General features: G+C 72.0%; 11 protein-coding genes. 6 read left to right on the top strand and 5 right to left on the bottom strand.

Features of this window, described 5'->3' with window-relative positions:
• Window positions 1-137: 137 nt before the first annotated feature.
• From IE318_RS26070 to IE318_RS26050, 5 genes are all read right to left on the bottom strand, one after another.
• Window positions 138-743 carry a GPP34 family phosphoprotein gene (locus IE318_RS26070; protein WP_189904165.1) on the bottom strand — a complete coding sequence of 202 codons (606 nt, stop codon included), beginning with the start codon at window positions 741-743 and terminating at the stop codon, window positions 138-140.
• A gap of 145 nt (window positions 744-888) precedes the next feature.
• Window positions 889-1791: a sugar phosphate isomerase/epimerase family protein gene (locus tag IE318_RS26065; protein ID WP_189904163.1), complete on the bottom strand. Its 903-nt coding sequence runs from the start codon at window positions 1789-1791 to the stop codon at window positions 889-891.
• A gap of 1 nt (window position 1792) precedes the next feature.
• Complete coding sequence (locus tag IE318_RS26060) at window positions 1793-2707, bottom strand: ATP-binding cassette domain-containing protein (RefSeq protein ID WP_189904161.1); 915 nt, start codon at window positions 2705-2707, stop codon at window positions 1793-1795.
• Window positions 2708-2712: 5 nt separating this feature from the next.
• Window positions 2713-3789: an ABC transporter permease gene (locus IE318_RS26055; RefSeq protein WP_189904227.1), complete on the bottom strand. Its 1077-nt coding sequence runs from the start codon at window positions 3787-3789 to the stop codon at window positions 2713-2715.
• On the bottom strand, window positions 3789-4802 hold the full coding sequence (locus IE318_RS26050) for a sugar ABC transporter substrate-binding protein (RefSeq protein ID WP_030180702.1): 1014 nt from the start codon (window positions 4800-4802) through the stop codon (window positions 3789-3791). Before IE318_RS26050 ends, IE318_RS26055 begins: the two co-directional genes overlap by 1 nt.
• A gap of 474 nt (window positions 4803-5276) precedes the next feature.
• Here IE318_RS26050 and IE318_RS26045 point away from each other — a divergent pair, with 474 nt between their 5' ends.
• The 6 genes from IE318_RS26045 (at window position 5277) to IE318_RS26020 (ending at window position 12550) form a co-directional block, all read left to right on the top strand.
• The gene (locus IE318_RS26045; RefSeq protein ID WP_189904159.1) at window positions 5277-6155 is read left to right on the top strand and encodes a Cgl0159 family (beta/alpha)8-fold protein; all 879 of its coding nucleotides are present in this window, start codon (window positions 5277-5279) and stop codon (window positions 6153-6155) included.
• A 46-nt stretch (window positions 6156-6201) separates the two neighbouring features.
• Window positions 6202-7107 (top strand): 5-deoxy-glucuronate isomerase, encoded by a 906-nt coding sequence (gene iolB / locus IE318_RS26040; protein WP_030180697.1) that lies wholly within the window; start codon window positions 6202-6204, stop codon window positions 7105-7107.
• Complete coding sequence (iolD, locus tag IE318_RS26035; RefSeq protein ID WP_189904157.1) at window positions 7107-8978, top strand: 3D-(3,5/4)-trihydroxycyclohexane-1,2-dione acylhydrolase (decyclizing); 1872 nt, start codon at window positions 7107-7109, stop codon at window positions 8976-8978. The genes iolB and iolD overlap by 1 nt, the downstream gene beginning before the upstream one ends.
• Window positions 8979-9035: 57 nt before the next feature.
• The gene (locus IE318_RS26030) at window positions 9036-9821 is read left to right on the top strand and encodes a GntR family transcriptional regulator (protein ID WP_189904155.1); all 786 of its coding nucleotides are present in this window, start codon (window positions 9036-9038) and stop codon (window positions 9819-9821) included.
• A 325-nt stretch (window positions 9822-10146) separates the two neighbouring features.
• Entirely contained in the window at window positions 10147-11364 is a 1218-nt protein-coding gene (locus IE318_RS26025) for a PP2C family protein-serine/threonine phosphatase (protein ID WP_373311273.1), read from the top strand.
• Between the two features lie 148 nt (window positions 11365-11512).
• Window positions 11513-12550 (top strand): MASE1 domain-containing protein, encoded by a 1038-nt coding sequence (locus tag IE318_RS26020; RefSeq protein WP_189904153.1) that lies wholly within the window; start codon window positions 11513-11515, stop codon window positions 12548-12550.
• Window positions 12551-12632: the final 82 nt, after the last annotated feature.

Raw genomic sequence — 12632 nt, 5'->3', positions numbered from 1 at the left:
GGGAGCGGTGGCTGGTGCCGTGCCTCGCAAGGCGGAGGAGGGAGTCGATGCGGAGCATCGGCGACCGACGACAACGCCGCGAGGTGCGGCACCAGCCACCGCGAGCCCGGCATGATCGACGAGACACCCCCTGACCGTCAGGCGCCCCGCCAGACGTTCGCGAACGCGGCCTCCTCGATGGCCCGCCGCCGGCGCACGGCCTCCAGCTCCATCACCGCGTCGTGCACGGCGGCGAGCACGCCGAGGGCCGCCTCGTCGGTGACGCCCGGCTCGGCCGGCGTCGGCTCGTCGCGGATTCCGACGGCCGCGGCCAGGGCGAGCAGCACCGGCTCGTCCGCCGCCCAGCGGTACATCGCCCGGCGCCGCGCCTCGGTGTCGCCGAGCACGCCGCGGCCACCGCGGAACGGCAGCCAGCGGTGCCGCTCCCACGAGACCTGTCCCTCCCGCTCCAGCGCGGTCAGGTACGCCGCCGCCAGGTCCCGCCCGCGCCGCCAGAGCCAGTCCTCCAGGGACTCGTGCGGGGCCTCGCGCACCAGCGCGGAGGCGGCCTCCTCCAGCAGGGGGTCCTCGAGGTCCGGCAACGGACGCGGCACCATGAGCTCGCCGGCCAGCGTGATCGCCTCGGCGCGGAGCAGGTCGTACGCCTCGGCCCCGGCCAGCGCGAGCGAGAGGTCGCCGCGCCGCAGGGGCCGGCTCGGTGTCAGACCCAGGGCCACGATCATCAGGTCACGCGCTGTGCTCATGAGGCTCTCCTCGTCGGAGGGCGTACCCGCCGCCGCGTCCCCGACCACCGGTGCTGACCGTGACGCTCGGCTTCCCGTACCGGCCCGACTCTAGCCCGGCGGGGCCTCGCACGGCGGTCCTGTGTCCGCCTCCGCCCCCGGAGGGTCACGCGCCGCAGGACCTCAGGAAGCGGCGGGTACGGGTGGCGATGGGGAGGGGTTTGTCGGGAGGGCAGGGGTACATGTCCTGTTCGACGATCGCGAACAGGTCGACGCCGAGGCGTTGCGCGGCGACCAGCACCGGCTCCAGCTCCGGTACGCCGGAGGGCGGTTCGCACATCACGCCACGCTGGACCGCCGGTCCGAACGGCACCCCGCCCGCCACCACGTCGGCCAGGATCTCCGGGTCGACCTGCTTGAGGTGCAGATAGCCGATCCGTTCGCCGTACGTCTCGATCAGCTTGACGCTGTCGCCGCCGCAGTAGGCGTAGTGCCCGGTGTCCAGGCACAGGTTGACCAGGTCGGAGTCGGTGGAGTCCAGGAAGCGTTCGACGTGCGCCTCGGTGTCGATGTGGGTGTCGGCGTGCGGATGGACGACGATGTCCAGGCCGTACGTCTCCTTGACCTCGTGGCCGAGGCGTTCCATGCCCTTGGTCAGGTGGGCCCACTGCTCGCCCGTCAGCTCCGGCGGCTCCAGGATCTCGGCGGTCTTGTCGTCCCGCCAGAAGGAGGGGATGACGACGAGGTGGCGGGCGCCCATGGCCCGGGTGAGGGCGGCGACCTGGCCGACGTGCTCCCACGTCGACTCCCACACCGAGGGGCCACGGTGCAGGCCGGTGAAGACCGTGCCCGCCGAGACCTTCAGCTCGCGCCGGGCCAGCTCGTCGGTGAGCCGGGCGGGGTCGGTGGGCAGATAGCCGTAGGGACCGAGTTCGATCCAGGAGTAGCCGGCCTCGGCGACCTCGTCGAGGAAGCGCTGCCAGGGCACCTGCCGGGGGTCGTCGGGGAACCAGACGCCCCAGGAGTCGGGGGCCGAGCCGACCCGGATGCGGTCCAGCGCCGGAGCCATGTCAGGAGTTCCCTTCGGAGGAGGCCGGCAGGGGTGCGGAGAGGTCGTCCGCCTCGGGCAGTTCCTCGACGTCGACGCCGCGGACCTGGGACAGTTCGTGCTTGAGGGCGGCCAGTTCGGCGCCGCCGGCCATGTGGTTGGTCAGCTCCTCCAGGCTCACCTCGCTGCGTGCGGCGGACATCTCCAGGGTGCCCAGGCGCAGCACGGTGAAGTGGTCGCCGACCATGTAGGCGTGGTGGGGGTTGTGGGTGATGAAGATGACGCCGAGGCCGCGGTCGCGGGCGGCGGCGATGTACTTCAGGACCACCCCGGACTGCTTGACGCCGAGGGCGGCGGTGGGCTCGTCGAGGATGAGGACGCGGGCGCCGAAGTGGACGGCGCGGGCGATGGCCACGCACTGGCGCTGGCCGCCGGAGAGGGTGCCGATGGGCTGTTCCAGGTCGTCCAGGACGATGCCCATGGCGCGCAGTTCCTCGTCGGCGGTCCGCTTCATGCGGGCGATGTCCAGGCGGCGGACCGGCCAGGGGCCCTTGGTGAGTTCCGAGCCGAGGAAGAAGTTGCGCCACACCGGCATGAGCGGGACGGTCGCCAGGTCCTGGTAGACGGCGGCGATGCCCCGGTCGAGGGCCTCGCGGGGCGTGGTGAAGCGCACCGGCTCCCCGTCGACCAGGAACTCGCCCTCGGTGTGCTGGTGCAGCCCGGAAATGATCTTGATCAGGGTGGACTTGCCGGCGCCGTTGTCGCCGAGCACACAGGTCACCCGGCCGGAGTGGACGGCGAGGTCGACGCCGTGCAGGGCGCGGATGTTGCCGTAGGACTTGCCGGCGCCCCGGAGTTCGACCAGGGGTCCGCCGCCCTCGGGCGGGGTGTCCTTCAGCACGGCGCCGTGGGCGGCTGCTGTCTTGTCGGTGGTCATGTCGGTCACCTCCGGGTCGCCGTGCGCCGGACCCACAGATTGATCAGTACGGCGCCGAGCAGCATCACGCCGAGGAAGGCCTTGAACCAGTCGGGGTTCCAGCCGGCGTAGACGATGCCCTGGTTGACCATGCCGAACATGAACGCGCCGAAGACCGGGCCGATCGCCGAGCCGTAGCCACCGGTGAGCAGGCAGCCGCCGATCACCGCGGCGGCGATGTAGATCAGTTCGTTGCCGACACCCTCGCCGGACTGCACGGTGTTGAAGGAGAACAGCTGGTGCATGCCCACGAACCAGGCCCCGAAGCCGACCAGCATGAACAGCGAGATCTTGGTGAACGTCACCGGGACGCCGACCGCCCGCGCGCTGTCCTTGTTGCCGCCGACGGCGAAGATCCAGTTGCCGTACTTGGTGCGCAGCAGCACCCAGGTGGCGAGCGCGGCGAAGACCAGCCACCACACCACGGTGATCTTCACCTGGACCCCGCCGACGTCGAAGGAGGAGGCGAACACGGCCTTGGCCTGGCCGAAGCCGTCCATGTCGCTGACGTCGTCGGTGGCCACGTTCCCCGTGACCAGTTTGGTGACGGCCAGGTTGACGCCCTGGAGGATCAGGAAGGTGCCGAGGGTGACCAGGAAGCTCGGCAGCCCGGTCTTCATCAGCATCCAGCCGTTGAACGCGCCGATGGCCAGGGAGAGGACGAGGGCGACGATCACGCCGGTCCACACGTTCATGGTGAGCTGGTAGCTGAGCATGCTCGCGGTCAGCGCCGAGGTGATCACGGCGACACCGGCGGACAGGTCGAACTCGCCGCCGATCATCAGCAGGGCCACGGGCAGGGCCATGATGCCGATGGTGGACGACTGGTAGAGGATCGTCGCCATCGAACCGCCCTGGCGGACCGAGGGCGCGGCGACCAGGAAGAAGACGAGGACGGCGACGGCGCCGAGGAAGACACCGACCTCGGGGCGGGCCAGCAGCCGCAGGACCGGTGAGCGCCGGACCGTACGGCCGTCGGTCTGCTTGCCGCCGGGAGCCGGCGGTGTGCCCACCGCCGGCGCGGCCTGCTGGGACATGTCGATCACCGAGTGCCCTTCGCGGCGAACTGGGCGACCTTGTCGACGTTGGACTTGTCGACGAAGGCGGGGCCGGTCAGCACCGGCTGCACACCGCCGCCGCTGTAGTTGCCGTTGTTCTTGTACAGCCACAGGGAGTCGACCGCGAGGTAGCCCTGGAGGTAGGGCTGCTGGTCGACGGCGAACTGGATGTCGCCCTTCTTGATGGCGCCGGTCAGTTCCTTGTTGAGGTCGAAGGTCGCGATCTTCGCCTTGCTGCCCGCCTCCGACACCGACTGCACCGCGGTCAGGGCGAACGGCGCGCCCAGGGTGACGACGTAGTCGATGCCGCTGTCCTGCTTCAGCTTGGCGGTGATCGTGGACTTCACGGACGGCATGTCGGTGCCGTTGACGTACAGGATCTCGGTGGTGCCCTTGAACGTCTTCTTCACACCGTCGCAGCGCTGGGTCAGCCCGATGTTGCCCTGCTCCTGGATCACGCAGACGGCCTTCTTGGACCCGACCTCGTTCAGCTTGTCGCCGAACGCCTCGCCCGCCACGGTCTCGTCCTGCCCGAAGAACTCCATCAGCCCGAGCTTCTTCCAGTCGCTCAGGCCCGAGTTGAGGCCGACCACGGGTATGCCGCCGGCGACCGCCTTGCCGACGACGCTCTTGAGGGCGTCCGGCTTGGCGAGGGTGACCGCGATGCCGTCGACCTTCTGGTCGATGGCGTTCTGCACGTAGTTGGCCTGGTTGCCGGCGTTGGGGTCGGCGGAGTAGACGAGCTTGATGTTGTCCTTGGCGGCGGCGGCCTCGGCGCCCTTGCGGACGATGTCCCAGAACGTGTCGCCGGGCGCCTGGTGCGTGACCAGCGCGACCGTCATCCGGGGCGTGGTGGCCTTGCCCGCGGAGGCGGCGCCCCCGCCCTCCGTGGCCTTCTTTCCGCCCGAGCTGCTGGAGCAGCCGGCGAGGGTCAGGGCCGCCGCCGCGGCGACGGCCACGGCGGGGAGGAGTCTGCGGGAGCGAGAAGAGCGGTCCATCTTTCCGGCACCTCACTGTGCGACGAGGGGAAAGGGGGGATCGGGAGGATCCGGTGGACCGGAGCCGGTAAGGACCGGTTCCGGAACGTGACCGAGTGCCTGCCGCCTGGGCGGCACGGCCGGCCGGCTGTTCGGCTGGGGTGTGTTGGGACGGGATCCAATCCCCTGTCGCGCCCGCTGTCAATAACTTTGTCAAGACATCCTTTCACGCTCAGGTCCGAATGTAAGTACAAACTATTGACAGTGAGGCCCCGGGGGTCCTACACCTGGGAGGCGGCAGGCCCCGGGATCCGGAGCCGGTCGAGTCCGCCTCGCCCCTGTAACCGATCACGATCGGCAGCATCGAAGTCGATCTCTACCCGCCATGCTCCGGCGTACCCCTGTCGGGGGCGGAGACGTCCGCCCGGTCGATGCCGCGCCCTGGCCGGCGCCGACGGCCTCCCGCGCGAGCCACATCCTGAACGGAGCCATCTCTTGAGCGTCAGCATCCCCGACCTCACCGCGGTCAGAGCCCGGCACCCCGAGGCCGTCGCCGAGGCCGCCGCCCGCCGGGTGCGGCGACCGCTGTTCGGCGCCGGCGGGCGGCTGATGATCGTGGCCGCCGACCATCCCGCGCGCGGCGCGCTCGCCGTGGGCGACCGCCGGCTCGCCATGGCCAATCGCGCCGATCTGCTCGGGCGCCTGTGCGTGGCGCTGTCCCGGCCCGGCGTCGACGGGGTGCTCGCCACCGCCGACATACTGGAGGACCTGCTGCTCCTCGGGGTGCTCGACGGCAAGGTGGTCATGGGCTCCATGAACCGCGGCGGCCTGGCGGGCGCGTCCTTCGAGATGGACGACCGCTTCACCGGCCACCGCCCCCGCGACATCGCGCGGCTCCGCTTCGACGCGGGCAAGCTGCTGCTGCGCATCGACTACGACGATCCGGGCTCGCTGGCCACCCTGGAGGCCACGGCCCGCGTCATCGACGAGATGGCCGAGCTGCGCCTTCCGGTGTTCGTCGAGCCGTTCATCGCCCGGCGCGTCGGCGGCAGGGTCCGCAACGACCTGTCGGCCGAGGCCGTCACCCGCTCCATCGCCATCGCCTCGGGCCTGGGCGGCACCTCCGCCTACACCTGGCTGAAGCTGCCGGTCACCGAGGACCCGGACGACATGGCCGAGGTCCTCCAGACCTCGACACTGCCCGCCGTACTGCTCGGCGGGGAGGTCGGCGACGACCAGGAGGGCGCCTACGAACGCTGGCGCAAGGCCCTGAGGCTGCCCACCGTGCAGGGCATGGTCGTCGGCCGCTCGCTTCTGTACCCGGCCGACGGCAGGGTCGAGGACGCGGTCGACACGGCGGTGGGCCTGCTGTGACCGGCTCCGTGGTGAGCCCACCCGTGACAAGGAGGCAACGCACCGCATGACCAGCCCGACCAGCCCTCACCACCTCCCCGCGGGCAAGGCGGCCGACGGCCCCTACGCCGTCCACGTCACCCCCGAGTCCGCCGGCTGGGGATACTCCGGCCTGCGCGTCCTGGAGCTCGCACCCGGCGGCTCGCACACCTTCGACACCGGGGAGAGCGAGTGGATCGTGCTGCCGCTGAGCGGCGGCTGCACGGTCGACTGCGTCGACGACATCGGCCACGACAGGTTCGAACTCACCGGCCGCGCCGACGTGTTCAGCGGCGTCAGCGACTTCGCGTACGTCCCGAGGGACGCCCGTACGACCGTCGCCTCCGCCGGCGGCGGACGGTTCGCGCTGACCGGCGCCCGCTGCACCCGCCGCCTGCCCGCCCGCCACGGACCGGCCTCCGGTGTGCCGGTGGAGCTGCGCGGCACCGGCAACTGCTCACGGCAGGTCAACAACTTCGCGGCCGCCGGGGTGTTCGACTGCGACCGGCTGATCGCCGTGGAGGTGATCACCCCCGGCGGCAACTGGTCCTCCTTCCCCCCGCACAAGCACGACGAGCACCGGCCGGGCGAGGAGTCGGTCCTGGAGGAGGTCTACTACTTCGAGTTCGCCGCCCACGGCACCACGCCGGGCCTCGGCTACCAGCGGGTCTCCCCGTCCGGTCCGGGCCACGACACCGACGTCCTGGCCGAGGTGCGCGACGGCGACGTCGTACTGATCCCCGACGGCTGGCACGGGCCGTCCATGGCCGTGCCCGGCCACCACATGTACTACCTCAACGTCATGGCGGGCCCCGACGACGAACGCGCCTGGCTGATCCGCGACCACCCGGACCACGCCTGGATCCGCTCCACCTGGCCCGAGCAGCCCGTCGACCACCGTCTCCCCCTCTACACGGCACCGGAGAGGTCCTGATGAGCACCCCCACCCACCGTCTGACGACCGCCCAGGCCCTGGTGCGGTTCCTCGCCGCCCAGTACACCGAGCGGGACGGCGTACGGCAGCGGCTGATCGCCGGCACCTGGGGCATCTTCGGCCACGGCAACGTGGCGGGCATCGGCCAGGCACTCGTCGAACACGCCCACGTCATGCCCTACCACCAGGGCCGCAACGAGCAGGCGATGGTGCACGCGGCGGTCGGATACGCCCGGCAGCGGGGGCGGCTGTCCACGCAGGCGGTCACCACCTCCATCGGCCCCGGCGCCACCAACCTCGTCACGGGCGCGGCGCTGGCCACGATCAACCGCCTGCCGGTGCTGCTGCTGCCCGGCGACTACTTCGCCGCGCACCCCGCGGACCCGTTGCTCCAGCAGCTCGAGCACCCCGTCGAGGCGGACGTGTCCGTCAACGACACCCTGCGCCCGGTCTCCCGGTACTTCGACCGGATCACCCGCCCCGAGGCCCTGATCGCGTCCGCGCTGAACGCGATGCGGGTTCTCACCGACCCCGCCGAGACGGGCGCGGTCACGCTCGCGCTCCCGCAGGACGTCCAGGCGGAGGCCTACGACTGGCCCGGGGAGTTCTTCGCCGAGCGGGTGTGGCGGGTACGGCGTCCCGCTCCGGACCCGGCCGAACTCGCCGCCGCGGCCGACGCGATCAGGTCCGCGTCCCGCCCGCTGATCGTCGCCGGCGGCGGCGTCCACCACAGCGCGGCCGAGGACGCGCTGAGGGCGCTGGCGGACGCCACCGGCATCCCGGTCGCCTCCACCCAGGCGGGCAAGGGCTCGCTGCGGTACGACCATCCGGCCGACGTCGGCGGCATCGGGCACACCGGCACCGCGGTGGCCGACCACCTCGCGCGCACCGCCGACCTGGTCGTCGGCGTCGGCACCCGGCACACCGACTTCACCACCGCCTCCGGCACCCTCTTCCAGAACCCCGGCGTCCGCTTCGTCAACCTCAACATCACCGCGTTCGACGCCCACAAGCTGGCGGCCACCACACTCGTCTGCGACGCCCGCGCGGGCCTGACCGCGCTCACCGAGGCGCTGGCCGGGCACCGCGTCGACGCCGCCTACGAGGCCGAGTACCGCGCGGGCAAGGAACGCTGGGAACGGGTGGTGGAGGCGGCCCTCCGCGCGGACGACGACAGCGCCGTACCGACCCAGACCCAGGTGCTGGGCGCGCTGGACGCGGTGGTCGGCGACGAGGACGTGGTGATCAACGCGGCCGGTTCGCTCCCGGGCGACCTGCACAAGCTGTGGCGGGCCCGCTCCCCGCGCCAGTACCACCTGGAGTACGGCTACTCCTGCATGGGCTACGAGATCCCCGCCGCCGTCGGCGTGCAGCAGGCCGCGCCGGACACACCGGTGTGGGCGCTGGTCGGCGACGGCACGTATCTGATGATGCCGACGGAGATCGTCACCGCCGTCCAGGAGGGCCTGCCGGTCAACGTCGTCCTGGTCCAGAACCACGGATACGCCTCCATCGGCGGCCTGTCGGAGTCGGTGGGCGCCGAACGCTTCGGCACCGCCTACCGCCACCGCGTCGCCGACGGCTCCTTCACCGGCGCCCCGCTCCCGGTCGACCTCGCCGCCAACGCCGGCAGCCTCGGCATGGACGTGCTGCGCGCCAAGACGGTCGGCGAGCTGCGCGAGGCGCTGCGCACGGCCCGTGCCTCCGACCGTCCGACCTGCGTGTACGTCGAGACGGACCCGGCCCCGACCGCGCCGCCGGCCGAGGCCTGGTGGGACGTGCCGGTGGCCGAGGTGGCCGGCCGCGAGCCCGCCGTCCTGGCCCGCGAACGCTACGACCGCGAGGCGGCGCGGCGCCGCCGCCACCTGTGACGGAGCGACGGCCACAGGCCGATCCGACGCCTACCCGACCCGAAGGGGGGTGCCACCGTGGCGACGACCGGTGACCGTGGCCGTGGCGCGACCGTCTCCGCGCTCGATGCCCTGGACTTCGTCCTGGACCGGTCCAGTCCGGTGCCGCTGTACCACCAGTTCGCCCAGCAGCTGGAGGCGGCGATCGAGCGGGGGACCCTGACTCCGGGGAACCTCCTGGGCAACGAGGTCGACCTGTCCGCGCGGCTCGGCCTGTCCCGCCCCACGGTCCGCCAGGCCATCCAGTCCCTGGTCGACAAGGGCCTGCTGGTCCGGCGGCGCGGGGTGGGCACCCAGGTGGTGCACAGCCGGGTCAAGCGCCCCCTGGAGCTCAGCAGCCTCTACGACGACCTGGAGACTGCAGGGCAGGCTCCCACCACCCGGGTGCTGCGCAACGAGTCGGTGCCCGCCGGCGCCGACGTCGCGGCCGCGCTCGGCCTGCCCGAGGGCGCCGAGGTCGCGGTGCTGGAGCGGCTGCGGTTCACGCACGGCCGGCCGGTGGCGTTCCTGTGCAACTTCCTGCCCACCGACCTGCTCGAACTCGACACCGCCCGGCTGGAGTCGACCGGCCTGTACCGCATGATGCGCGCGGCGGGCGTCACCCTGCACAGCGCCCGCCAGACCGTCGGCGCCCGCACGGCCACCCCCGAGGAGGCCGCCCGCCTGGACGAGCAGGAGGGCGCCGCCCTGCTCACCATGTGCCGCACGGCCTACGCCGACACCGGCCGACCCGTCGAGTACGGCACCCATGTGTACCGGGCGTCGCGCTACGCCTTCGACTTCCGGCTGCTGGTACGCCCCTGAGCACGGGCCGCGCCGCCACGGCGGGACGTCCGGGCTGCGGAGACGGCCACCGATGCCACAATCGAAGAGAGGGCAGCCGCTAGGAGGTTGCGATGTACCGCTCATGTGAGGGCGGGCGGAGCCCTCGTGACCGGAGCGTGGACCCGGCGACGCGGCCGGTCACGCCGACTCGGTCGCACCGCACGCAACCGGACACCGGGCGCTCGTGATGGTGACCGAGAGGGAAGGGCGACGGCCGAGGCGGGCGCACGTGCCCGACCTGCACCTGCGACTGCGTTCGGAGCTGGGCCGGATCGACGAGCAGTTGCGCGCCCTGCTGTCCTCCATGGACCGGCTGCAGGGCCTGCTGGACGCGGTGGTGGCCATCAGCCGTGAGGTGGAGCTGCCCGCGGTGCTGCACCGGATCGTGACCACAGCCATGGACCTGGTCGGCGCCCGCTACGGGGCCCTGGGCGTCCTCGACGAGTCCGGAGAGCGTCTGGAGGAGTTCGTCACGGCCGGTCTGTCCGAGCAGGAGCGCGATGCCCTGGCCGAGGTCGGACTGCCTCGTGGCCTGGGTGTCCTCGGGCATCTGATCCGATACCCCCAGCCCCTGCGGCTCGACGACATCCGGGCCCATCCGTCCTCCGCCGGGTTCCCGGCGGGCCACCCGCGGCTGCACACCCTGCTCGGCGTCGCGATCAGCGTGCGTGGCGAGATCTACGGCGACCTCTACCTCTCCGAGCGGGACGACGGGCAGCCGTTCGACGTGCACGACGAGAACGTCGTCGTCGCCCTGGCCAGCGCCGCCGGCATCGCGATCGAGCGCGTTCGCCTGTTCGAGCGGATTCGCGTCGGAGCCGAGCAGTTCCAGCGGCTGCTGCTGCCCACACTGCCCGACCTGCGGCCCTTCACCGCCGCGGCCATCTACCGGCCCGCCGCCGAGCCCAGTCAGCTCGGCGGGGACTGGTACGACGCCATTCCTCTGCCGGGCAACGTCGTGGTGGTCGTCATCGGCGACGTGGTCGGCCACGACCTGCAGGCCGCTGCCGCCATGGCCGCCACCCGCAACATGCTGCGCGCTCTGGTGCTCGACCGGAGCCAGCCGCCCGGCACTGTCCTCACCCATCTCGACCGGAGCCTGGAGACCATCGCGAACAACCGGGTCACGACCACCGCCCTGGCCCGCATCGAACCGGAGGGACCGGGGTGGCGACTCCGCTGGAGCACCGCCGGTCACGTCCCGCCTCTGCTGCTCACGCCCGAGCGACGAGCGGTCTATCTGGTCGGCGAGCCCGGACTGCCGCTCGGCGTCGACACCGGGCTGCCCCGCCCGGACCACTCCCGGTTCCTGCCCGCCGACTCCACCGTGGTCTTCTTCACCGACGGGCTGATCGAGAATCCCGACCGCCCCATCGACAAGAGCCTGGACGAGCTCGCCGATCTCGCCGTGGCGCACGCGGTCCTGCCCCTCGCGGACTTCGTCCGGGTTCTGGCCGATCACCACCCCAGCGACGGTCACGACGACATGGCCATCCTCGCCCTGCGCACCCCGCCCGCCTGAGCACCGGGCCTTGGCTTCCTGCCGACGCCGGCCGGACGCTTCCTCCGCGCGGTGCCGGTCCGGCGCTCGACGCGCGACGGTGCCGTGGAGGATCCGGGGCATCCGGCGGATGATGGGTCTCGGGGCGATGTGACACGGAGGTCGCCCGATGTCTGTCGCGCGACGTGAACGGCTCCGGCGCGGTGCCATGACCGTCCTGGAGATCTGTGCCGTCGCCGCGCTGTATCTCGGTTCGGCCAAGCTGGGACTGCTCCAGCAGCTGGTGCGGGGCCAGGTCACCCCGCTGTGGCCGCCCAGCGGCATCGCACTGGCGAGCCTGCTCCTGTGCGGCCCGCGGGTCTGGCCCGGGATCGCGCTGGGCGCGTTCCTGGTCAACGTCTCGCTGGGACCGTCGCTCCCGGCCGTGCTCGCGATCGCGGCGGGCAACACGCTCGCGCCCCTCTGCTCCTACGCGCTGCTCCGCCGCACGGGGTTCCGAGCGGAGCTGGACCGGCTGCGGGACGCGCTGGCACTGATCTTCCTCGGTGCGTTCACCGGGATGCTGGTCAGCGCAACCACGGGCAGCGGGGCCCTGACCCTGGCCGGTGTGCTGAGCACCGCCGACTTCTGGCCCACGTGGTCGGTCTGGTGGACCGGCGACGCGATGGGCGTGCTGGTGGTCACGCCGGTCCTGCTCGTGCTCCGCTCGGCACGTCTGCCGAAGGGCATGCCGCCGTCCCGGTGGGTGGAGACGCTGCTGCTTGTGGCGGCCACGCTCGGCGTCGGTTTCCTCGAGGCCGGCAGCACGCCGCTGTTGTTCCTCGGCTTCCCGCTGCTGATCTGGGCCGCCTTCCGCTTCCAGCTCGCCGGGGCCGCACCCTGCGCGCTGGCCGTGTCCACCTTCGCGATCGTCTCCGCTGCCGAGAGAGCAGGCCCGTTCGCCGGTCATGACCTGCTCACCGACATGATCACCCTCCAGGCGTTCAACGGATCCATCTCGCTGACCGCGCTGCTGCTCGGCACGGTCATCGGCGAGCGGAACCAGGCCCAGCGCGAGATCGCGCGCGCCTGCGGGCAGCTCGCCGAGATGGCGACCAAGATCGCGCTCGGCGACCACAGGCCCACGTTCCCCGACGACAAGGACGGGGACAGGGAAGGGGAGGGCGCGAAGGAAGCGCATCACGGACGGGCTCCGGGACGGGCGTGACCGGATCAGGCCGCCTGCCCGCCGACATGCGAAAGGGCCGCCCCGGATGACTCCGGAACGACCCTGGATACGACTCTCGCGA

The sequence above is a fragment of the Streptomyces spiralis genome, assembly GCF_014654675.1.
Lineage (GTDB): Bacteria > Actinomycetota > Actinomycetes > Streptomycetales > Streptomycetaceae > Streptomyces > Streptomyces spiralis.
Note: the sequence above shows the minus strand (reverse complement) of the source record. Positions and strands in the feature narration are given on the sequence as shown.

Excerpts from the sequence above, each read along its gene's own strand:
- IE318_RS26070 (WP_189904165.1), bottom strand. The coding sequence starts at position 743 with ATGAGCACAGCGCGTGACCTGATGATCGTGGCCCTGGGTCTGACACCG.
- IE318_RS26020 (WP_189904153.1), top strand. The coding sequence starts at position 11,513 with ATGTCTGTCGCGCGACGTGAACGGCTCCGGCGCGGTGCCATGACCGTC.
- iolB (WP_030180697.1), top strand. The coding sequence starts at position 6,202 with ATGACCAGCCCGACCAGCCCTCACCACCTCCCCGCGGGCAAGGCGGCC.
- IE318_RS26065 (WP_189904163.1), bottom strand. The coding sequence starts at position 1,791 with ATGGCTCCGGCGCTGGACCGCATCCGGGTCGGCTCGGCCCCCGACTCC.
- IE318_RS26025 (WP_373311273.1), top strand. The coding sequence starts at position 10,147 with ATGGACCGGCTGCAGGGCCTGCTGGACGCGGTGGTGGCCATCAGCCGT.
- IE318_RS26060 (WP_189904161.1), bottom strand. The coding sequence starts at position 2,707 with ATGACCACCGACAAGACAGCAGCCGCCCACGGCGCCGTGCTGAAGGAC.
- iolD (WP_189904157.1), top strand. The coding sequence starts at position 7,107 with ATGAGCACCCCCACCCACCGTCTGACGACCGCCCAGGCCCTGGTGCGG.
- IE318_RS26050 (WP_030180702.1), bottom strand. The coding sequence starts at position 4,802 with ATGGACCGCTCTTCTCGCTCCCGCAGACTCCTCCCCGCCGTGGCCGTC.